We start from the raw sequence: 20,622 nt of genomic DNA on the forward strand, positions 1-20,622 counted from the left end.
GCCCGCGGATCCATCACCCGCCGCCACAGCGGCGGCACCGTTGCCAAGGCGGCCATGACAGGAAGGCTGTAGGGCAGGCGCGGGTGATCTGGAGCATAGCTCAGTTCTACATAGCTGCGGTTGGGATTGAGGTGGTGGTCTTAATGCAGCGGCGCGGCCAAGAGCATTTTGGTGCTAAAGGGGCGCGGTGCGTTCCAGCTGTCTTGCGCAGATTGCGGCGCGGGGCGGCCATCTGTGCCAATGGCGCGGCGCAGCCCGTAATGTTGGATGTAATCGGATAACATCACTTGGATATGGAAGAGGGCGGCCACCAACAGATATGCGCCCAAAGCCAAACCACCCCCTGCGGCGAAGGCATAGATCAGGAACAGTGCCGCAAGCGCGATATGCCACGGATAGGGATGCGCCCATGTGACACCGCCACGGCGCGCGGTCTCGCAGCCAAGCGCTCCGTGAAAGGAGCCCCACCATGCCCTCGGAAGATAAGCCCAAAACCCAAGCCCAAGCGCGGGGCTATTTGGGTCGCGCGCGGTTGCAACATAGGGGTGATGGATCAACAAATGGGCCGAGGCGTGATGCCCCATCCCAAGGCTTGCATAGAGACCATGCCCCAAGCGCCGCGCGGCACGGCTGGGGTGGTGGATCAATTCATGCGCATTGGGGTGCGTGATTTGTCCTGCAAATGATGCAAGCGCGAGCGTGAAGATCAGGGACGCACCCCCCCCCCCGTTGCACCACAAAAGGCAGGGCAAGGATAAGACCAATATGACCGATCCCCAAAATCCATTGCAGGGCCAGTGCCCCATTTCGGTTGGGGCGCGCAGATACGCCGCTTGGGCGGGAGAGCTGCGGACTGAGATGGTCAACCAGACCCGCCACCACAGTCAGCACAATCAGCGCAAACAGCCCAAATGGGCTTCGTGCGAAAACCTCAAGCCACAATAGCCCAAAAGGCAGCAGCGTTGCGCCTGCGAATAGAACAATGGGCGGAAGTTTCATTCCCGCAAAACCCCGTTTGTGATCTGGCCAAATCAAGTGCTGAAAACTTACCCGCGGGGGCCAATCAGTGCAAAGCCTTTGCAATGCCCCGCGCGGCGTATTAGGGGAAGGGACGGAAGGTAAAAGGCGGTTTTTGAGCGAATGTCATTTTTCAAGAAAATGAAAGAACGGCTCTTTAAGTCTTCGTCCAAGATTGACGAAGGGTTAGAGGCTTTGGTGGCCGAAGGCGCCACTGATGATATGGCCCCTGAGATAGTCGAAGAAACTGCCGAAGCAGCCGAGCGCGGAAGTGAGGGGCAGAAGGCACCAGAGCTAGAACCTGCGCTAGAACCTGAACCACAAGTCGAGCCAGAGCCAGAGCAAAGCCAAGACCCTGAAGGTGCCCCTGAGGATGCTGCAGAACCTGCCGCGGTGGAAGAACCGCAGCCTCAACCAGCAGCCCGCCCCGCGACTGAGGGCGCGCAGGCAGAGGCGGCGAAAGCACCTGAATCTGCGCCCGAACCCGCACCCGCAGCGAAGCCAAGCCTGTTGCGCCGCTTGGTGGGGGGGGGCGCTGCGCCCGTTGCCAAGCGCGTGATTGATGATGAGATGATCGAGGAATTGGAAGAAATCCTCATCAGTGCGGATTTGGGGGTGGAAACCGCCCTTGCGCTTTCGTCAAATCTGGCCTCCGAACATTTTGGCCGCCGCATGAGCGTGGCCGAGATCAAAGCCGCGCTTGCCCGCGATGTGGCCCGCGTTATGGAAGCTGTGGCCAAGCCGATGCCGATTTACCCCAAACGGCCGCAGGTGGTGTTGGTGGTTGGTGTGAACGGGTCTGGCAAGACCACAACCATCGGTAAATTGGCCAGTCAATTCAAAGCTGCGGGGAAATCCGTTGTCATTGCCGCCTGCGATACATTTCGTGCGGCAGCGGTTGAGCAATTGGAGATTTGGGGCAATCGCGCGGGCGTGCCTGTGCTGCGTGCAGAAACGGGGGGCGACCCCGCGGCCTTGGCCTTTGATGCAATGGCACGGGCCGAAGCCGATGGGGCCGATTTGCTGCTTATTGATACGGCGGGGCGGTTACAGAACCGCGCGGATTTGATGGAAGAATTGGCCAAAATCGTGCGGGTGATCCGCAAAAAAGACCCTGATGCGCCGCATAACACGCTGTTGGTTCTTGATGCGACCACGGGCCAAAACGCGCTCAGACAGGTCGAAGAATTCCGTAAAATATCGGATGTCAGCGGGCTGATCATGACCAAGCTTGATGGCACGGCCAAGGGCGGTATTCTTGTGGCATTGGCTGATAAATTTGGCCTGCCCATTCACGCCATTGGCTTGGGCGAGCAGATTGACGACCTCGCCCCCTTTGATCCCGAAGAATTTGCAAACGCGCTTATGGGGTTGGAGAGCAATGCGTAACAGGGTGGAGGGTCGCCCTTGGGGGATCTGATCATCGCCCTTGAGGGCACGGCGGCGGGCGAACAATTGGCCCTGATCTTTGCCTTATGCGCGGCGCTGCTGCATGCGATTTTCGGCGCGCTGCAAAAGGGGCGGCATGACCCCCTGTTGTCACGCGGTGCGATTGATGCGGCGATGGTGGTTTTGGCAGGGCCTGTTGCCCTGTTCATCGTGCCATGGCCCGAGCCGCATATGTGGCCGATTTTTGCGGGCATGTTCATCATCCATGCAGGCTATAAATGGGCGGTGCTGTCGGCCTATCGGCGTGGGGCCTATACGGTGGTTTATCCCGTGATGCGTGGCACAGGCCCGCTCTTTACTGTGATCGGGGCGGGCATCTTGTTTGGCGAGGTCTTTACCCTTGGCCAATGGATCGGGGTGGGCGTTTTGATCACGGGGCTTTATGGGCTTGCCGCCTATAATATCGCCACGGTGACGATTGACCGCGAAACGCTGATCCCTGCCTTGGGATTTGCAGTGCTGACAGGGTTATTTGTGGCGCTTTACACCAATTATGATGCCTATGGCATTCGTGCCACCGCCGACCCTTTTACCTTTCTGGCATGGTTTTTCTTTATTGATGGCTTTGCCATGCCCAGTTTTGCCTATGTCGCGTGGCGGCGTATGGCAAACCCGCCCGCGCTCTCAGGGCTGGCTTTGCGCGGGGTCATCGGGGCCTTGGTGGCATTCGGGTCTTTTGGGTCTGTCATGTTGGCCACGCGCCTTGATCATGTGGGCGAGGCGGCTGTGCTGCGCGAGACATCCACCGTGTTTGCCGCGCTGATTGGCTGGATTTTCCTCAAGGAAACCGTTGGCCCGCGGCGTTTGGCCCTTATGGGGTTGATTGCAGCGGGCGCGGTGATAGTTGAGGCAGCAGGCTAGAAAAGGAACAGACCCATGCAAAACGGAAAACCCATCGCGCCATGGTTAAAAACCACGCTAGAGCTTGGGCCTGTTCTGGGGTTTTTCGTGCTGTATCTGTGGATCAAAGAGCAGACCTTCACCATTGCGGGGGTGGAGTATTCGGGCTTCATCATGGCGACCGCGCTGTTCATCCCTGTCATTGGGGCGGCAATCGCGGCCCTTTGGTATCTGACAGGGCATATCTCGCGCATGCAGATTTTCACCTTGGTTATGGTCGTGTTCTTTGGGGGGCTGACCATCTGGTTCAATGACGAGCGGTTTTTCAAGATGAAAACCACGCTTGTTTACACAGTGTTTGCGGCCTTGTTGGGGATTGGCCTTCTGCGTGGGCAAAGCTGGCTGAAGGTGTTGATGGGTGAATTTCTCAAGATGCGGGATGAAGGTTGGATGATCATCACCCGCCGTTTGACAGCCGTTTTCGCCGCAATGGCAGTTGCTAATGAGATCGTCTGGCGCAATTTTTCGGAACAGTTTTGGGTAACCTTTGAAACCTTCGCGCTGCCCGCCTTTTTGTTCGTGGCCTTTATGGCGCAAGCTAAGGTGATTGAGCGCTTCAGCGAGCCTTCGGACGAGGCTTGAACCCGCCCCGTTTGGCCGTCCCACCATCGCGCGTGGGGGGCGCAGATTTTTTGGGCGGCGCTTTGCGCAGCTTTCCCGTTTTGGGGCCAGTTTTGGCCTTCGCGTGCCCCTCAACCCGCACTTCTAGGCCCAGTTGATCCGCCAAGACGCGCGGTTTGATCTCTTCAACCTCGCCCGCTTTGAGTTCGCCCAAGCGAAACGGGCCGTAAGAGATGCGGATCAGCCGGTTCACCTCAAAACCAATCGCCTCCATCGCACGGCGAATTTCGCGGTTCTTTCCCTCGCGCAGGCCAATGGTGAGCCATGCATTGGCCCCTTGTTGGCGATCCAGTGAGACGCTCATGGGTTGAAATGTTTCGCCCTCGATGCTCAGGCCCTTGCGCAGAGGGGCAAAGGCCTCGTCATTGGGTTTTCCCTTAATGCGCACGCGATATTTGCGAAGCCATCCCGTAGAAGGCAATTCAAGTTTGCGCTTTAGGCTGCCATCATTCGTCAATAAAAGCAGACCTTCGGAATTCAGGTCGAGCCGCCCCACGGACATCACCCGTGGTAGTGTATCTGGCAAAGCGTCAAAGACGGTCTTACGCCCCTTTTCATCCGCGGCGCTTGTGATCAGCCCCGCAGGTTTGTGATAGAGCCACAGGCGCGGGGCAGCGATCTCGGGCAGGGGGGCGTTGTCCACCTCAATGCGATCTTGCGCGGTCACATTTAGGGCAGGGCTGTCGATGACTTTGCCATTCACGCTGACGCGACCCTCGGCAATCATCCGCTCCGCCTCGCGGCGCGAGGCAATCCCTGCGCGGGACAGGCGTTTGGCGATCCGCTCGCCCTGTGGTGTGCTTGTGTTCATGTGCCCTCCCTAAGGGTTTGGCTTCTGCTTGGAAAGAGGCAGAAACTGAGGCATGAAGGGAATATGAACGAATTTCATAGCCATATGCCCCGCGCGCTTGATCTGGCGCGACAGGCCGCCTTGCAGGGTGAGGTGCCTGTTGGTGCCGTGATCATCAAGGATGGTGTTGTGATCGCCGAAGCCCGCAACGAGATGCGCGCGCGCCATGACCCGACCGCCCATGCCGAGATGCTCGCCATTCGTGCCGCTTGTGCCGCATTGGGGCAGGAACGCCTTACGGGCTGCGATATTTGGGTCAGTCTTGAGCCTTGCCCTGCCTGTGCAGGGGCCATTGCCGCAGCGCGCCTGTCGCGTCTTTATTATGCGGCTTCTGATCCGAAATCGGGCGGCGTGGCGCAGGGGCCATGTGTCTTTGACCACCCCCAATCGCATTGGAAGCCTGAGATATATTCCGGCATGATGGAGAATGAGGCAGCCGCACTCTTGCGCGCGTTCTTCGCAGCCAAGCGAGACGGGTGATGGCCGACAGAATATGCGCGGAGGGCCTATAAGCCGGATTCTGTCTTGCCCCTTGCGGGGCATGGATGACCATTCCTCTGGGCGATCTGTTGCCAGATCACTCTAGCTGCCAACCCGGATCGCACGGGGCAGAAGCGGCCCTGAAAGGTTGCCCTTTCCAACGATCCCTATTTGGCATTGCTCCCGGTGGGGCTTGCCGTGCCGCCCGTGTCACCACGCGCGCGGTGGGCTCTTACCCCACCGTTTCACCTTTTCCCAAGGCCGAAGCCTTGGGTAGTTTCATTTCTGTGGCGCTTTCCGTCAGATTGCTCTGCCTAGGCGTTACCTAGCACCGTTGCCTCTTGGAGTCCGGACTTTCCTCGAACATTGCTGCCCGCAGTCATCCAGCCCTCCGCGCAAGAGGCGCTTTAGGTGACGCGGCCCGCGCGGTCAACGCCAAAGCGCGCCGCCAAATCAGCCGCAATCGCGCAATCCCATCCGTCAAGCGGCCCGGCTTTTGCCAACGCATGGGGGCGATACCTGCGCCGTAGCGTGTCGCGCATGAGGTCGAGATCATCCACATGGTATCCAATTTGCGCGCAATCCCGCATAAAGCGCTGCGGGTCAATCGCCAAAGCCCCGCGCGCCTTTGGCATAATGGCGAGGCCTTCATGCGCAAGCCGTGCCCAGTCAAATCTTGGGCCTGGGTCAATCTTGCGCCCTGCGGCCAGATCAGAATGGCCGATAACGTCTTCGGGCGGAATATCCCAACGGGCCATGATCCCGCGCAGCAGATCACCGAGGCAGGCCATTTGTGGTTCGGAAAACGGGCTAAATCCGCAGTTGTCCAATTCAATTCCGATAGAGTGGGAATTTACGTCCACGATCCCGCGCCAAGCCCCTGCGCCCGCATGCCATGCCCGCATCGCCTCATCCACCAAAGCGTGGCATGCGCCGTCACGCCCAATAAGATAATGCGCCGAAACCTCGCGGGATGGGTCGCAGAGCGCGCGCGCTGCCCCCTCGCAATCCTCCATCGCGGTATAATGGATTACGATCAAAGAGGGGGTTGCCCCCTCGCGCCTTGGCCCGAAATTCGGGCTTTGGCGGGGCAGGCTCATTGGGTCGCACGCGCGGCTTGGGCCGCCGCGCGATAGGGTGCAGGATCCCATCCGCAGGCATAGCCATCCCCATCAGGGTCAAGCACCATTGGGTCGCGATTGGGCCCGCCGCGCGCTAAGAAATCTTCTTGCGCGAGATCATCCCCGCGATAGGCCGCACAGTTTTCCGCATGTCGCCCCCGACCCAAGGGGGAACGGGCATAAACCCGTTGCCCCATCGGATGGCTCGTTGCCAAGGCGTAATTCAACACCGATGGGCCAACCGTTTGGGGGCGCTCAGGCACGGGTTCAGGTGCCACCACTACCAATTGTTGCTGCATCCGTGCGCGCCGTTCGGCGTCTGATTCAACAGTCTCACGCGCGGAGACCGCGTTGAAATCCTGTTCGTCAGAAATCCCACGGGGTGTTGCAGATCTCGGGGGTGCAGATACGGGTGCCGCCGAGGCAATGGGTGTCACCGCGACAGGTGGCGTGGATGCCGCAGGCGCGGGGGCGGCGATAGCGCGCGCGCCCTGTTGCGATGCCGCCTGTGGCGCGGCGGCGTCAATGGCCGCGCGGGCGCGGGCCGCCAAAATTTGATCTTGCGTCAAAACGGGTGCTGCGGGTGCGGCAGCATTGGCCACGATCGGTGCCGTTTGCGGCGCGGTGATTGCCTGTGGCGGTGTTCGCAAGGCCTCGCGCCGTGCAGCCTCGGCGGCGAGATAGCTTTGATAATCGTTGAACCCAACCCCTTGGGCGACATCATTGGGGGCAGAGACGCATCCAGCCCCCCCAATTCCTGCGGCCACAAGCAATGCCCCCACGCGCAGCTTGTCCCGCAAATTTGCGGAATGCCCGACCTTAAACCCCATCACTGCCTCATAAGCTTTTTGCATATTTATGCAGAAAGCTTACCACCATTTATTGGGTTTGGCTACAAATCCCGCCGCAGTTTCCAGCGCATAGGCGGTGTTGAGCAAATCACCCTCTTCAAAGGGGCGGCCGATCAATTGCAGACCCAAAGGCAGGCCTGCACTGCTCAACCCTGTCGGCAGGGCCACACCTGGCAGGCCCGCAAGGTTCACGGTGACTGTGAACACATCGTTGAGATACATCTCAACAGGGTCCGCCACCTCTTTCCCCAACTCAAACGCCGCCGATGGTGTGGCGGGTGTGAGGATTGCATCAACGCCTGCGGCAAATACCTCGTCAAAATCGCGTTTGATCAGGCTGCGCACACGGCGCGCGCGGTTGTAATAGGCATCGTAAAACCCTGCTGATAGCACATAGGTGCCGATCATGATCCGCCGCTTTACCTCGGCACCAAAGCCTTCGGCGCGGGTTTTCTCGTAGAGTTCTGTAATGCCGTCCCCTTGGGACAGTTCCGCGCGATAGCCAAAGCGCACCCCATCATAGCGCGCAAGGTTTGACGAAGCCTCGGCTGGTGCGATCACGTAATAGGCGGGCAGGGCGTATTTTGTATGCGGCAGCGATATGTCGCGCAGTTCCGCACCTGCATCTTTCAGCATCGCAGCGCCATCGGCCCAAAGTTTCTCAATCTCTTCAGGCATCCTATCAACACGATATTCGCGCGGGATGCCGATGGTTTTGCCCCGAATATCACCCGTCAGAAATGCCTCGAAATCGGGAACGGGCAGATCGGCGGATGTGCTGTCTTTGGGGTCATGCCCCATCATCGCGGCCCCCATGATTGCGGCGTCCCGCACCGTTTTGGTCATTGGCCCTGCTTGATCAAGGCTAGAGGCAAAGGCGACAATCCCCCAGCGCGAGCAGCGCCCATAGGTGGGTTTCAGACCTACTGTGCCCGTGAAGGCGGCAGGTTGGCGGATTGACCCGCCCGTATCCGTGCCAGTGGTCCCAAGGCAGAGGTCAGCCGCAACCGCGGCGGCCGATCCCCCAGAAGACCCACCGGGTGTCAGGTTTTGATCGCTGCCGTTCGCGCGCCACGGGTTGACCGCTGGCCCGTAAACAGAGGTTTCGTTGGACGACCCCATGGCAAACTCATCCATATTGAGTTTGCCCAACATGACCGCGCCTGCATCGCGCAATTGCGCTGAGACGGTCGATTCATATTCAGGCCGAAAGCCTGACAGAATTTTTGACGCGGCTTGGCTCTCGACCCCTTCGGTGCAGAACAGGTCTTTGATCCCAATAGGAATGCCGCAAAGGGCGGGCGCATCGCCCGATTTGATCCGCTGATCTGCGGCCTCGGCGCGGGCAAGCGCAAGATCGGGGGTGTTATGGACGAAGGCGCCAAGCGCGCTGCTGCCCTCAATCGCGCTGAGGCAGGCATTGGTCAATTCAACCGCTGTGGTCTCGCCACGGCGCAGGGCATCGCGCGCCTCGGCGATGGTCAATTTGTTCAGATCAGACATCACTCAACCACCTTTGGCACGGCAAAAAATCCTTCGCGCGCATCAGGCGCGTTCGACAAAACCTTGGATTGTTGATTGCCATCCGTCACCTCATCTACACGCGCCTTAAGGCGCTGTGGCGTGACCGATGTCATCGGCTCAACATCGCTGACATCCAGTTCTGAGAGTTGCTCAATAAAGCCCAAGATCGCGTTGAATTCGGACGCTAGGCTTGGCAATTCGGCAGGGTCAACCTTGATGCGGGCAAGTTTCGCCACGCGGGCTGCGGTGTCGGTGTCAATTGACATCGTAATATCCCTTCTGTTCTGTCAGGCGCGGGTTTAGCGGGGCAGGGGCAGCACTGCAAGCGGCCACGCGCAGAAAACCTGTTAGGTAAACCGAACACTTGGCGGGTCGTCATCTGCCTGTCACAGTGTCACGCCATAGCCGTGATCCGTAGTATAGGTGCGCCAGCATGAGCGAAAATCAACACCCCCCCAGTCTGAGCGCGCTTTTCGCGGTTTTTGCGCGCATTGGGGTTTTGTCCTTTGGCGGGCCCGCCGCGCAAATCGCCCTGATGCATCGTGAGTTGGTCGAGCAGCGCAATTGGCTGAGCGAACGACAATTTCTTGCGGCACTGTCCTTTACCATGCTTTTGCCGGGGCCAGAGGCCATGCAACTGGCGACCTATGCAGGGTGGCGCTTGCGCGGCACTTTGGGTGGCTTGATCGGTGGGGGGCTTTTCGTCTTACCGGGTGCTGTGGTGATCATGGCCTTAAGCGCGCTTTATGTGGGCTTTGGTCAGCTGCCGCTTATGGCGGCGCTGTTCTTGGGCATCAAGGCAGCGGTGATTGTGATTGTCATCCAAGCCTTTTCGAACCTGTCAAAGCGCGCCTTAAAGGGGGGCGTTGCCATCTGGATTGCGGGACTGGCATTTACGGCGCTGTTCGTATTTGATCTGCCCTTTCCTTTGGTGATCGCAGGGGCGGCGCTGATTGGCTATTTGGGTTGGATCACGCCAATTGCGGCGGCGGCAGACCTGCCCCAAGGGCGCCCGTCCAACAGCCTTGCTCATCTGGCGATCTGGGGCGGGTTGTGGGCCGCGCCCTTGGGGCTTTTATACCTGATAGCGCCTGAGGGGCTCTTGTTGGAGGTAGGGCTTTTCTTCTCGAAACTGGCGCTTGTGACCTTTGGCGGGGCTTACGCGGTCTTGGCCTATATGGTGCAGCAAGTTGTCGGGGATTTTGGATGGCTCACCACAGGGCAGATGATGGATGCTTTGGGCTTGGCTGAAACCACGCCCGGGCCGCTGATATTGGTGACGCAATTTGTTGGCTTCCTAGCAGGGTTTGGCGCCTATGGGTGGGCAGGTGCGGTCACTGCCGCGGTTTTGACCCTTTGGGTGACGTTCATACCCTGCTTCTTGTGGATATTCCTATTCGCGCCACAAGTGGATCGCTTGGTCGCATGGCCCAAGCTAAAAGCCGCGCTTGACGGGGTTATGGCGGCGGTTGTTGGGGTTATTGCCAATTTGTCTGTGTGGTTCGCGCTGCATGTTTGGTTTGAAACGGTCACGCGCGACAGCAGGCTGTGGCTGCCTGATTGGGCGAGCCTTGATTTGGCCGCCGTGATCTTGACCCTTCTCGCGGCAATCTTACTGCTGTGGCAGAAGATGGGCCTGATCCGCGTTCTTGTGATTATGGCGGGGGCGGGCGCGCTTATTTCCCCGTTTTTCGGTTGACACCTGCCGCCCCGTCAGTAAAAGCGCCCAAACAGAATTATCTCGCGCGCGGATTCTCGCGCCGATCAACGCCGTTCAAGGAGCAACGCCATGGCGAAGCCGACCACGATTAAAATCCGCCTGAACTCCACGGCGGGCACGGGCCACTTCTATGTGACCAAGAAAAACGCACGCACCATGACCGAGAAAATGACAGCGCGCAAATACGACCCAGTCGTGCGCAAGCATGTCGAATACAAAGAAGGTAAGATCAAATAAGATCTTCCTGTCTCGGATATACACAAAAAAGCCGCGCCTGATTGCGCGGCTTTTTTATTGGCGTGATACAGAAATGAAAAAGGGCCGCACTGTTCATGCGGCCCTTCATTTTTGGATATGTGCCCTGCAGGCTTATTCGCGGTTGCCCAAGAATTGCAGCAGGAACATGAACATGTTGATAAAGTCGAGATAGAGGCGCAACGCCCCCATAATCGCGGACTTGTTCAGCCATTCCTGATCGCCATGCACGGCATGGTCGATATATTCTTGTTTGATGGACTGGGTGTCATAGGCAGTCAGACCTGCGAAGATCAGCACGCCCAAGATGGTGATTGCGAAATAGATCGCGGGTGAGCCCAAGAAAATATTGATGATCGAGGCCACAATCAGACCGATCACACCCATCATCAAGAATGTGCCCCAGCCGCTGAGATCCTTTTTGGTGGTGTAGCCATAAAGGCTAAGCCCCGCAAAGGCGATGGCGGTGGTCAGGAAGGTCTGTGTAATGGACACGCCTGTGAACACAGCAAAGATCCACGAGATGGAGATACCCATCACGGCAGCGAAGGCATAGAAGAACAACTGCGCTCCTGCGGCAGACAGGCGGTTCACCGCCGCGCCGAAGGCGAAGACCATGATCAGCGGCGCGAACATCGCAATCCAGCCAAGGATATTGGGCTGCATCGTGATCGGGTCGCGGAACAGGGCGTTCAGCGCAGGGTTGCTGCCGATTGCCCAAGCAGCGCCTGCGGTCATGACCATGCCCACGGACATGGTGCCGTAGACCTTGTTCATATGGGCGCGCAAGCCCTGATCAATCTGCGCTGCATTGGCCGAGGCCGCCGCCGAGCGCATCGTTTGATATGGTGCCATTGATCCCTCCTACAGAGATAGCTGTGACGGTCAAAAAGGGTGGCAAAGCCGACCCTTGGGGTCGCAGGCGGCACTCTGCCGCCCGTCCTTGGCCTTAATATTGGCAAGAAGGGCTATTTTTTCAAGTGAAAGCTATGCAAAACACACTCAAAGGTTTGATAGTTTTTTCCTATCACGTAAGCCTGCGATAGGTATCAAAGCGTCTTTGCAATTTCGATCACCAGTTTGCCCGTGGATTTGCGCGATCTAAGCGCGTCAAGGGCTGCAGGCAGGGCGTCAAACGGGTAAGTTGCACCAATATGAGGCTTGAGGCCGCCTTGTGTATAAAGGCCAAAAACCTGCTCAAGGGAGTGGTGCAAGGCCTCTGGATTAAAGCGCAGATACCCCCCCCAATACAGGCCCATCACATCAAGATTTTTGACAAGCAGATGATTGGCGGGGATTTGTGGAACCGTGCCGCTGGCAAAGCCGATGCTTAAAATCCGCCCTTCGGGCCGCATAGCGCGAAATCCGGCCTCAAATCCCGCGCCGCCAACCGCATCATAAAGCACATCAACACCGCCAAGGGCGCGCAATTGGTCGCGCAGATCGGGGGTGTCTGCGTCAATCACATGATCCGCCCCAGCGCGTTTGGCAATTTCAAGCTTGGCTTGCCCGCGCGCCACCGCAATGACCTTGGCCCCAAGGCTTGCGCCGATTTCCACCGCGGTCAGGCCGACCCCACCTGCCGCACCTAACACGGCAAGGGTTTCCCCCGCAGCCAGACGCGCACGCCGCGTCAATGCCAGATGTGAGGTGCCATAGGCGATCAAAAATCCTGCGGCCTCGGTCAAGGGCATGTGATCTGGCAGGCGCAGGGCGCGCTGTGCGGGAAAGCATCCATATTCTGCCAAACCGCCTTGGCCCGCATAAACGGCCACAGAATCCCCCACCGCGTGGGTTGTCACCCCATCCCCAAGCGCATCCACCACGCCCGCCAACTCCAAACCCATTACGAAAGGCGGGGTCGGGGTATCTTGGTATTTTCCCTCAATCATAAGCAGATCGGCAAAATTCAGACCACAGGCCGCAATGCGCACCCTGATCTCGCCTTGGTTTGGGCGTGGCATTGGAAGTTCACGGATTTCTGGCGCGGTGTTAAAGGCGCTTAACTCCCATGCTTGCATGGCAAAATCCTTTCCCAATCATCCAAGCCCCTGATCTTGCACAGTTAAGACATCGCGCCAAGCCGTCAAAGCGCCGCGCGCTTTTTCATTAGGAAAAATTCGCCTTATGCGGTATCATAGGGCTCCGAACGCAGGTTGTGTGACCGGCTTTGGCGCGTGAATTATCAGGTCTGCCTCTCCCCTTTCTTGACCGATATTCGTTGCGCCCTATCTTGCACTCGGTGCCGCATGGGTTGAGTGATGTCTTGCGAACTCGCTTGGCTTTTGTGGTCGTTTGTTGCCAAACACCAATCGCAGTCGCAGGAGTAACCAAGTGACACATCCCGTAGACATTCATGTCGGCAAGCGCGTTCGTCATCGCCGTTGGATGGTGGGTATGACCCAGCAACAGCTCGCGGCCCATGTTGGGATCAAATTCCAACAGATCCAAAAATACGAAACTGGCATGAACCGCATCAGCGCCTCGCGCCTTTGGGATATTGCGGCAACGCTTGGCGTGCCTGTGCAGTATTTCTTTGAGGGATTGGACGAAGCCAACACCACCGCCGCAAATCAGCCCGATGATCTTTTGGCGGATAAGGAAGCGTTGGATTTGATCCGCTCTTATTACGCGATCCCAGAAAATCAGCGCCGCCGTTTGTTTGATTTGGCGCGGGTTCTGTCGGACGCAGCCGCTTGACCTAGGGCGGTTTTGCGTGGCACTGCGCGGGGGCGGGGCAGAAGGCCCTGCTGCCACCAGTGAGATGCCATCATGACCGCGACCCGCAATGTGCCCAATTTGACCGATGTCGAGGCGGCCGAGCTGATTGCCTTGGCCCATGATCTGGCGGATGCTGCGCGCAAAGCGACCTTGGCCCGTTTTCGTCAAGCGGGGCTTTTAACCGAAAACAAGGCCAGCGCGGGATTTGATCCCGTAACCGAAGCCGACCGCGAGGCCGAGGCAGCCATGCGCGCCTTAATCGAGGCACGCCGCCCACAAGATGCGATTTTGGGCGAGGAATTTGGCGCAAAATCGGGGCAATCGGGCCTGACATGGGTGCTAGACCCAATTGACGGCACGCGTGGATTTATGACGGGCACAGCCAGTTGGGGGGTGTTGATTGCCCTGTTGAATGAGACAGGCCCAATTTTTGGCGTCATTGATCAACCCTATATCGGCGAGCGTTTTATTGGCGGTTTGGGGCAAAATTCCCTGACTGGCCCGCAAGGCGAAATGATCTTGCGGACAAGCGCGCGCAAAACTTTGGCTGAGGCGCGGCTGTTTTCGACTTTTCCAGAAATCGGCACGATCTCCGAGCGTCTCGCCTTCGAAGCGGTGCGCGATCAGGTTCTTTTGACGCGCTACGGGATGGATTGTTACGCCTATGGTTTGGTGGCCTTGGGTCAGGCAGATTTGGTGATTGAGGCGGGTCTGCAATCCTATGACATCGCCGCCCCGATTGCCGTGATTGAGGCGGCGGGGGGCATTGTCACCAATTGGCAAGGCGGCCCTGCCCATCAGGGCGGGCAGGTCTTGGCTGCAGCCAATCGCGATTTACATCAGGCGGCATTGGTGCTTTTGTCTGAGCATTCTTGATCCTTTATGGGGGGCGTCATGCGTAAATTTCTTTCGCTTGGTCTTGTGGTTGCGGCCCTTGCGGCCTGCGCGCCAAACGCGCCGCGAAACGGGCCTGATCAAGATGGTCGTCTCTCCCTGCGCCAATCCTCGGAAATTGGGCGTGTGGGCACCTATTTGGCCATCGCGCGCGCGGATGCGGGGCTGACTATTCCGTTGCGCCATTCACCTAAATTGCAAGGTGTCGCCGCCGCGCGTGCGGTTGATCTCGCCTCGGGTGGGCTTGCCCCCCTGTCGGATCGCATTGCGCAAGCGGGCTATTCTGCCTGTTTCAGTGCCGAGGCGGTGGCACGCGATGCAGCCGATTTGCGCACGGGCGTAGATCAAATGTTGGCAGATCCTGCCGCCCGCGCAGCGATCCTATCCGCAAGCCCAAGCGAGTTTGGCTTCTTGCGCAATGGGGCAGAGCAAATCTTGATCCTTGCGCGCCCCTGTTAAAGGGGTCAGGCGCGTGGGCCAAGGATGCGGATCACGGTTTTCCATTGGCTGATTGCGACCCCGCACAAGATTAATCCAAGCGCCACAAAAAAGCGCAAAGGCAGATCTTCTGACAGGATCAGCCAGCCAAAAAACACCGACCACAGCGGCACTTGATAATTGACCAAGGTCATAAACACCGCGCCCGCGCTGCGGATCACCGATACCCGCAAAAGCGCGGCAAGCGCGGTGGGAAAGAGGCCAAGCACGATAATGGCCCCCCCTGAGCGAAGGCCTTGCCATTGCGGCAGACCTTCAACGATCAGCATCGCAGGCAGGATCAAAACCGCCCCAACAGCCAGGGTGGTTCCCGCAAGGCTGATGGGGTCAACCGCAGGGCAGGTGCGGGTCATCACCGAGGACACGGCGTAGGAAATGGTCGCGGCCAAACAGGCGAGGGGGGCCAATACCTCCCATCCTTGTGAGGTGCCCATTTGAAACGCCGCACCAAGGTTTGGGCCCACTAAAGTCAGCGCGCCAAGAAAGCCCACTGTCACGCCAATCACGCGGCGGCGATCCATTTTTTCATCGCTAAAGACATGTGCCAAAGGCAGCACGAACAGGGGCAGCGCGGCCATGGAAATACCAGCAAAGGCCGAAGGCACATATTGCTGGCCCCACGACAGAAGTGAGAAGGGCAGCGCGGAATTGAGCGCACCAATGATCAGAATATAGGGCCATGCGGCGCGGGTGGGCAGGGGGCGGCCAAGGGCCACCATCAATCCAAGCAAGGCCAACGCCCCCAATGTGGTGCGCGCAGCCGCAACAGTCAGCGGGCCATAGCCCTCAAGCGCGATGGAGACGACCATAAATGTGCCGCCCCAGATCACGCCAAGCGCGGCGATTGAGGCCCAATTAGAGGCACTGGGGCTGTCGGATATACGGATTTCGGTCATGATATTCTGCTCCTGCCAAGGCAGGTTCTGCCGCCTTCAGGGGGCATGTGCAATGGGGCGACAGAAAAAAGGCCCGTCTTTGCGGACGGGCCTTTGATCGTTTGAGCTGCAAAGCGACTTAGTTCTTCGCTTTGTCCACCATCTTCCCTGCGGAAATCCAAGGCATCATGCCGCGCAGTTTTTCGCCCACTTCTTCGATCTGGTGTGCGTCATTGATGCGGCGTGTCCCTTTGAAGAAGGGCTGACCCACGGTGTTTTCGGTCATGAAGTCACGAACGAATTTACCTGTCTGAATATCGGTCAGAACCTCTTTCATGCGCGCCTTGGTTTCATCGTAAGGCAGGATGCGGGGGCCCGAGACATATTCGCCATATTCGGCCGTGTTCGAGATCGAATAGTTCATATTCGCGATGCCGCCTTCGTAGATCAGGTCAACGATCAGCTTCACCTCGTGCAAGCACTCGAAATAGGCCATCTCAGGGGCGTAGCCCGCTTCGACCAAAGTCTCAAAGCCCATGCGGATCAACTCAACCAAGCCACCGCACAACACGGCCTGTTCACCGAAGAGGTCGGTTTCGCACTCTTCTTTGAAATTGGTTTCGATGATGCCCGAACGGCCACCGCCAATGGCGGAGCAATAGGACAAGCCGATTTCCAAGGCTTTGCCGCTTGCATCATTGTGAACGGCCACAAGGCAAGGCACGCCGCCGCCTTTGGTGTATTCGCCGCGCACTGTGTGGCCTGGGCCTTTGGGGGCCATCATGATTACATCAACGCCAGGCTTAGGCTCGATGAGGCCGAAATGCACGTTCAGGCCGTGGGCGAATGCAATCGCCGCGCCTTCGCGCAGATTGTCATGGACGTATTTCTTATAGGTTTCGGCCTGCAATTCATCAGGCATGGTGAACATGATCAGGTCGCACCAAGCGGCGGCTTCTGCGATCCCCATAACCTTGAGGCCTTCGCCCTCGGCCTTCTTCGCAGAAGGGGAGCCCTCGCGCAGGGCCACAACCACATTCTTCGCCCCGCTGTCGCGCAGGTTCAGCGCATGCGCATGGCCTTGGCTGCCATAGCCCAAGATGGCAACTTTTTTGTCTTTGATTAGGTTCACATCGCAATCGCGATCGTAATAGACGCGCATCGGCTTTCTCCTTGCTGGCTGCAAATTACATCTGCCGTTGGTATAAGCGCGGTTTGCTGCGAAGTGCGGATGAATATTTGATTATTTTGATCATTATATGATAAGATCATTCGCGAATATTTATTTTTGGATTATTTCATGCTCGATGATCTGGATCGCCGCATTTTGCGCCATCTACAGTCTGACCCGGACCAACCCGTGGCGCGGGTGGCCAAAGCGGCGGGTGTGCCTGTGGCGACCTGCTATAAACGGCTTGATCGGATGCAGGCGATGGGCGCGTTACGCGGGACGCGCGCTGTTATTGATTGGCGGGCACTTGGCTATGCGGTTCAGGTGTCGTTGCGGATCTCATTGGATAAAACAGATCCACGCGCCTTTGATGAATTTATCGCCGCCGCGCGCGCCGTGCCAGAGGTGACCGAAATTCAAACATTCTTGGGCCGTGTTGACGTGCGCCTTGAGGTGATTGCGCGCACCATGCCGCATTACCAAGAAATTTACCGCGACCGCATTCTAAGCCTGCCGCATATCGCGGATATCGAGGCCCTGATGCATGTCGCGGCAATCAAAGACAGCGAAAGCTTGCCCCTATGATTGATCTTGATCCGATTGACCGCCAAATTCTGCGCGCTTTGCAGGAGGACGCCACGCAAAAGGCCGCCGAGATCGGGCGGCGCTTTGGCCTAAGCCAACCCGCAGCATGGCGGCGCATTAAGCGCCTGACTGATGCAGGTGTGATCACCACCCGCCGTCTTGATCTTGATGCTGAAAAGCTGGGCTTTGGCGTGACAGTGTTTTTGGGGGTGAAATTGGCCACCAAGGGGCGCGTCAGCCTTGAGGATTTCGAGCGCGCGGTGACCGCCATCCCTGAAGTTCAATTGGTGCAGCATGTTTTGGGCCTCTATGATTACAGGCTGCGCATTATTGCCCGCGATCTGCCAGATTTTGAACGGGTGTTGCGCCGCCGTATCATGACCCTGCCTGGGGTTGGGAATGTCGAGGCGAATGTGCTGTTGTCAGAAGAACGCCGCCCTGGCCCCTTGGGGTAAGCGCGCTATTTTTCACCTATGCCCAAAATGAAACGCAAATCAGACCTGCCTCAAAAAACCTGTGCCACCTGTGGCCGCCCCTTCGTTTGGCGGCGCAAATGGGCCAAGGATTGGGAGGAGGTGCGCTATTGCTCGGACAAATGTCGCGCGGCGCGCAAGTCGGTCAAAGCGTAATTTACCTTCCCTCGATAATTGGTCTGTTTATTTTACCAGATCGCTTGCCTCTCGTCTGATTTTTGGCTAACGCGAGGGAAGGGACGCGGGCTGCTTTTGTGCAGCATGAAGAGAGGAGACCCCGCAAATGACGAAACGTGTAGAGCGTGCAGGCCTGCAAGTGGCGCAGGTTTTGGCGGATTTCATCGAAACTCGGGCCTTGGATGGCACTGGCGTGGCCGCTGATGCATTTTGGACGGGGTTCTCTGATCTTTTGCATGGCAAAGCTGACAAAAACCGCGCCCTTTTGCAAAAGCGCGAAGATTTGCAGCGTCATATTGATGAATGGCATATTGCACGCCGTGGTCAGCCCCATGATGGCGATGCCTATCAGGCCTTTTTGCGTGAGATCGGGTATCTCTTGCCTGAGGGAGAAGATTTCCAGATCGACACAGATCGCGTTGACCCTGAGATCGCCACAGTGGCAGGCCCGCAATTGGTGGTGCCCATCACCAATGCGCGATTTGCCTTGAACGCGGCCAATGCGCGTTGGGGCAGTTTCTATGATGCGCTTTACGGCACGGATGCTATGGGCAGCCTGCCCCCCAAAGGCGGCTATGATCGCGGTCGTGGATCGCGCGTTGTGGCGCGTGCGCGGGTTTTCCTTGATGACAGCTTCCCCATCGAGGGGGCAAGCCATGCCGATATCCGCCGCTATAGCGTGGATAAGGGGCAGTTAATGATGGATGACAAGCCCCTCGCAGATCCTGCGCAGTTCAAGGGCTATACGGGCAATGCAAAGGCGCCTGATACCATCCTTCTGTGCAACAATGGCCTGCATGTTGAATTGGTCTTTGACCGCGCCCATCCGATTGGCAGCCGTGACCAAGCCTTGCTTGCGGATATCCGTCTGGAATCTGCGGTTTCGGCTATCATGGATTGCGAAGATTCGGTGGCCTGTGTCGATGCCGAGGACAAGGTTTTGGCCTATTCCAATTGGCTTGGTTTGATGCAGGGCGATTTGGTGGAAAGCTTTGAGAAGGGCGGGCAAACCATGACCCGCCGCTTGGCCGCCGATAAAACCTATACCGCGCCCGATGGCAGCACGTTTGACGTGAAAGGCCGCGCCTTGATGTTGGTGCGCAATGTGGGTCATTTGATGACCAACCCTGCGATTTTGCTCAAAGATGGCAGCGAGGCTTACGAGGGCATGATGGATGCGATGATCACCGCATTGATCGCCATGCATGACCTGAAGAAAGCGGATGGTCTGCGCAACAGCCATGCAGGGTCGGTCTATGTGGTGAAGCCCAAGATGCACGGGCCTGAGGAAGTTGCCTTTGCGGACGAGATTTTCACCCATGTTGAGGGCGTTTTGGGTCTGAAACCCAATACGGTCAAACTGGGTGTCATGGATGAAGAGCGCCGCACCTCGGTTAACCTCAAGGAATGTATCCGCGCAGCCAAGCATCGCTTGTGCTTTATCAACACAGGTTTCCTTGATCGCACGGGTGATGAAATTCACACCTCCATGGAGGCAGGGCCATTCAGCCGCAAGGATTTCATCAAGCGCAAATCATGGATCACCGCCTATGAAAACCAGAATGTGGATATTGGTTTGGAATGCGGGTTGCGCGGTCGCGCGCAGATCGGCAAGGGGATGTGGGCCATGCCCGATGCCATGGCCGCGATGCTAGAGCAAAAGATCGAGCATCCGCGCGCGGGCGCAAATTGCGCTTGGGTTCCAAGCCCGACTGCCGCGACCCTGCACGCCACCCATTATCACCGCGTGAATGTGGCTGCGGTGCAGGAGAAACTGGCCGCAGGTGGTCGCCGTGCCTATGTGACGGGTCTGTTGGATATTCCAATGGCCAGCTATCGCCGTTGGTCGCAAGACCAGATCACCCGTGAATTGGACAATAACGCCCAAGGGATTTTGGGCTATGTTGTGCGTTGGGTGGATCAGGGTGTTGGCTGCTCGAAAGTGCCTGACATTAACAATGTGGGCCTGATGGAAGACCGCGCCACCTGCCGCATTAGCGCGCAGCATATCGCGAATTGGCTGCATCATGGTGTCGTCAGCGAGGATCAGGTCATGGCTGCCATGCGCCGTATGGCCGAGGTGGTTGATGGCCAAAATGCAGGCGACCCTGCCTATAGACCAATGGCGCCTGGGTTTAACGGCATCGCCTTTGCGGCGGCTTGTGATCTGGTATTCAAGGGCCGTGTGCAACCCTCTGGCTATACTGAGCCAGTCTTACACGCCCGCCGCCTTGAATGGAAAGCGGCCTAACGCGACCCGATTTTATCGGTTTATCTCTGCCCCCCGTGCCTGTCTGATCGCTGGCGCGGGGGTTATTTTATCGTGGAACCCGCGCGAAAAAGGGGGGGCTTACCTGCCACAAGACGGGTGTCTTTACTTTCGATAGACCGCCGCGCGTCTTTTGAGGGGTCGTGATACCTCTGCGCGGCAGACCTAACC

The 20,622-nt window shown here is 57.9% G+C and carries 24 protein-coding genes and 1 other RNA gene; 13 read left to right on the plus strand and 12 right to left on the minus strand.

Translation table 11 applies throughout. From position 1 onward, the window contains the following. Positions 1–140 precede the first annotated feature (140 nt). Entirely contained in the window at positions 141–647 is a 507-nt protein-coding gene (locus AAC620_RS00410) for a fatty acid desaturase (protein ID WP_340242236.1), read from the minus strand. Position 648: 1 nt separating this feature from the next. Further along, positions 649–999 carry a hypothetical protein gene (locus AAC620_RS00415; RefSeq protein WP_340242237.1) on the minus strand — a complete coding sequence of 117 codons (351 nt, stop codon included), beginning with the start codon at positions 997–999 and terminating at the stop codon, positions 649–651. Between the two features lie 141 nt (positions 1,000–1,140). Here AAC620_RS00415 and ftsY point away from each other — a divergent pair, with 141 nt between their 5' ends. The 3 genes from ftsY to AAC620_RS00430 are packed head-to-tail and all read left to right on the plus strand — an operon-like array spanning position 1,141 to position 3,948. Beyond that, positions 1,141–2,406, plus strand: a complete 1,266-nt coding sequence (gene ftsY, locus AAC620_RS00420; protein WP_340242238.1) for a signal recognition particle-docking protein FtsY — start codon at positions 1,141–1,143, stop codon at positions 2,404–2,406. An 18-nt stretch (positions 2,407–2,424) separates the two neighbouring features. Continuing rightward, positions 2,425–3,327, plus strand: coding sequence for an EamA family transporter (locus AAC620_RS00425; RefSeq protein WP_340242239.1), 903 nt, complete (start codon positions 2,425–2,427; stop codon positions 3,325–3,327). 15 nt (positions 3,328–3,342) lie between these two features. Next, on the plus strand, positions 3,343–3,948 hold the full coding sequence (locus tag AAC620_RS00430) for an inner membrane-spanning protein YciB (protein WP_340242240.1): 606 nt from the start codon (positions 3,343–3,345) through the stop codon (positions 3,946–3,948). Here AAC620_RS00430 and AAC620_RS00435 read toward each other — a convergent pair. Next, on the minus strand, positions 3,923–4,798 hold the full coding sequence (locus AAC620_RS00435) for a pseudouridine synthase (protein ID WP_340242241.1): 876 nt from the start codon (positions 4,796–4,798) through the stop codon (positions 3,923–3,925). The two genes, AAC620_RS00430 and AAC620_RS00435, sit on opposite strands and share 26 nt — an antisense overlap. 63 nt (positions 4,799–4,861) lie before the next feature. Between AAC620_RS00435 and AAC620_RS00440 the strand changes: the two genes are divergently transcribed. Further along, on the plus strand, positions 4,862–5,317 hold the full coding sequence (locus AAC620_RS00440; protein WP_340242242.1) for a nucleoside deaminase: 456 nt from the start codon (positions 4,862–4,864) through the stop codon (positions 5,315–5,317). A gap of 13 nt (positions 5,318–5,330) precedes the next feature. Here AAC620_RS00440 and rnpB read toward each other — a convergent pair. The 5 genes from rnpB to gatC all read right to left on the minus strand — a co-directional run bounded on the left by rnpB (position 5,331) and on the right by gatC (position 9,079). After that, positions 5,331–5,712, minus strand: an RNA gene (gene rnpB / locus AAC620_RS00445) — RNase P RNA component class A. Between the two features lie 12 nt (positions 5,713–5,724). After that, positions 5,725–6,417 (minus strand): N-acetylmuramoyl-L-alanine amidase, encoded by a 693-nt coding sequence (locus tag AAC620_RS00450; protein ID WP_340242244.1) that lies wholly within the window; start codon positions 6,415–6,417, stop codon positions 5,725–5,727. After that, positions 6,414–7,292 (minus strand): hypothetical protein, encoded by an 879-nt coding sequence (locus AAC620_RS00455; RefSeq protein ID WP_340242245.1) that lies wholly within the window; start codon positions 7,290–7,292, stop codon positions 6,414–6,416. The genes AAC620_RS00450 and AAC620_RS00455 overlap by 4 nt, the downstream gene beginning before the upstream one ends. A gap of 15 nt (positions 7,293–7,307) precedes the next feature. Beyond that, the gene (gene gatA, locus AAC620_RS00460; RefSeq protein WP_340242246.1) at positions 7,308–8,792 is read right to left on the minus strand and encodes an Asp-tRNA(Asn)/Glu-tRNA(Gln) amidotransferase subunit GatA; all 1,485 of its coding nucleotides are present in this window, start codon (positions 8,790–8,792) and stop codon (positions 7,308–7,310) included. Then, complete coding sequence (gatC, locus tag AAC620_RS00465) at positions 8,792–9,079, minus strand: Asp-tRNA(Asn)/Glu-tRNA(Gln) amidotransferase subunit GatC (RefSeq protein WP_317655207.1); 288 nt, start codon at positions 9,077–9,079, stop codon at positions 8,792–8,794. Before gatC ends, gatA begins: the two co-directional genes overlap by 1 nt. A gap of 167 nt (positions 9,080–9,246) precedes the next feature. Between gatC and chrA the strand changes: the two genes are divergently transcribed. Further along, positions 9,247–10,512, plus strand: coding sequence for a chromate efflux transporter (chrA, locus tag AAC620_RS00470; RefSeq protein ID WP_340242247.1), 1,266 nt, complete (start codon positions 9,247–9,249; stop codon positions 10,510–10,512). A gap of 90 nt (positions 10,513–10,602) precedes the next feature. Next, positions 10,603–10,770: a 50S ribosomal protein L33 gene (gene rpmG, locus AAC620_RS00475; RefSeq protein ID WP_111731977.1), complete on the plus strand. Its 168-nt coding sequence runs from the start codon at positions 10,603–10,605 to the stop codon at positions 10,768–10,770. 132 nt (positions 10,771–10,902) lie between these two features. Here the strand turns inward: rpmG and AAC620_RS00480 are convergent, their stop codons facing one another. Both AAC620_RS00480 and AAC620_RS00485 read right to left on the minus strand, forming a co-directional pair. Beyond that, positions 10,903–11,643, minus strand: coding sequence for a Bax inhibitor-1/YccA family protein (locus tag AAC620_RS00480; RefSeq protein WP_340242248.1), 741 nt, complete (start codon positions 11,641–11,643; stop codon positions 10,903–10,905). A gap of 194 nt (positions 11,644–11,837) precedes the next feature. Next, a complete protein-coding gene (locus tag AAC620_RS00485; protein ID WP_340242249.1) occupies positions 11,838–12,809 on the minus strand; it encodes an NADPH:quinone oxidoreductase family protein in 972 nt (323 codons plus the stop codon). 313 nt (positions 12,810–13,122) lie between these two features. Between AAC620_RS00485 and AAC620_RS00490 the strand changes: the two genes are divergently transcribed. The 3 genes from AAC620_RS00490 to AAC620_RS00500 all read left to right on the plus strand — a co-directional run bounded on the left by AAC620_RS00490 (position 13,123) and on the right by AAC620_RS00500 (position 14,862). After that, entirely contained in the window at positions 13,123–13,488 is a 366-nt protein-coding gene (locus AAC620_RS00490; RefSeq protein ID WP_317655204.1) for a helix-turn-helix domain-containing protein, read from the plus strand. A 72-nt stretch (positions 13,489–13,560) separates the two neighbouring features. Further along, positions 13,561–14,385: a histidinol-phosphatase gene (gene hisN / locus AAC620_RS00495; protein WP_340242250.1), complete on the plus strand. Its 825-nt coding sequence runs from the start codon at positions 13,561–13,563 to the stop codon at positions 14,383–14,385. 18 nt (positions 14,386–14,403) lie between these two features. After that, positions 14,404–14,862, plus strand: coding sequence for a CAP domain-containing protein (locus AAC620_RS00500; protein ID WP_340242251.1), 459 nt, complete (start codon positions 14,404–14,406; stop codon positions 14,860–14,862). Positions 14,863–14,867: 5 nt separating this feature from the next. On the opposite strand, the gene AAC620_RS00505 is transcribed toward AAC620_RS00500, so the two are convergent. Both AAC620_RS00505 and ilvC read right to left on the minus strand, forming a co-directional pair. Then, positions 14,868–15,782 carry a DMT family transporter gene (locus AAC620_RS00505; RefSeq protein WP_340243558.1) on the minus strand — a complete coding sequence of 305 codons (915 nt, stop codon included), beginning with the start codon at positions 15,780–15,782 and terminating at the stop codon, positions 14,868–14,870. A gap of 133 nt (positions 15,783–15,915) precedes the next feature. Continuing rightward, complete coding sequence (ilvC, locus tag AAC620_RS00510) at positions 15,916–16,938, minus strand: ketol-acid reductoisomerase (protein WP_317655201.1); 1,023 nt, start codon at positions 16,936–16,938, stop codon at positions 15,916–15,918. Between the two features lie 138 nt (positions 16,939–17,076). On the opposite strand from ilvC, the gene AAC620_RS00515 reads away from it, so the two are divergent. The 4 genes from AAC620_RS00515 (at position 17,077) to AAC620_RS00530 (ending at position 20,433) form a co-directional block, all read left to right on the plus strand. Further along, complete coding sequence (locus AAC620_RS00515; RefSeq protein ID WP_340242252.1) at positions 17,077–17,532, plus strand: Lrp/AsnC family transcriptional regulator; 456 nt, start codon at positions 17,077–17,079, stop codon at positions 17,530–17,532. After that, a complete protein-coding gene (locus AAC620_RS00520; RefSeq protein ID WP_340242253.1) occupies positions 17,529–17,987 on the plus strand; it encodes an Lrp/AsnC family transcriptional regulator in 459 nt (152 codons plus the stop codon). Before AAC620_RS00515 ends, AAC620_RS00520 begins: the two co-directional genes overlap by 4 nt. A gap of 18 nt (positions 17,988–18,005) precedes the next feature. Continuing rightward, entirely contained in the window at positions 18,006–18,161 is a 156-nt protein-coding gene (locus tag AAC620_RS00525) for a DUF2256 domain-containing protein (protein WP_340242254.1), read from the plus strand. A 127-nt stretch (positions 18,162–18,288) separates the two neighbouring features. Beyond that, a complete protein-coding gene (locus tag AAC620_RS00530; RefSeq protein ID WP_340242255.1) occupies positions 18,289–20,433 on the plus strand; it encodes a malate synthase G in 2,145 nt (714 codons plus the stop codon). The last annotated feature ends 189 nt before the right edge of the window (positions 20,434–20,622 follow it).

This window comes from Roseobacter sp. HKCCA2468 (genome assembly GCF_037805105.1).
GTDB lineage: Bacteria > Pseudomonadota > Alphaproteobacteria > Rhodobacterales > Rhodobacteraceae > M30B80.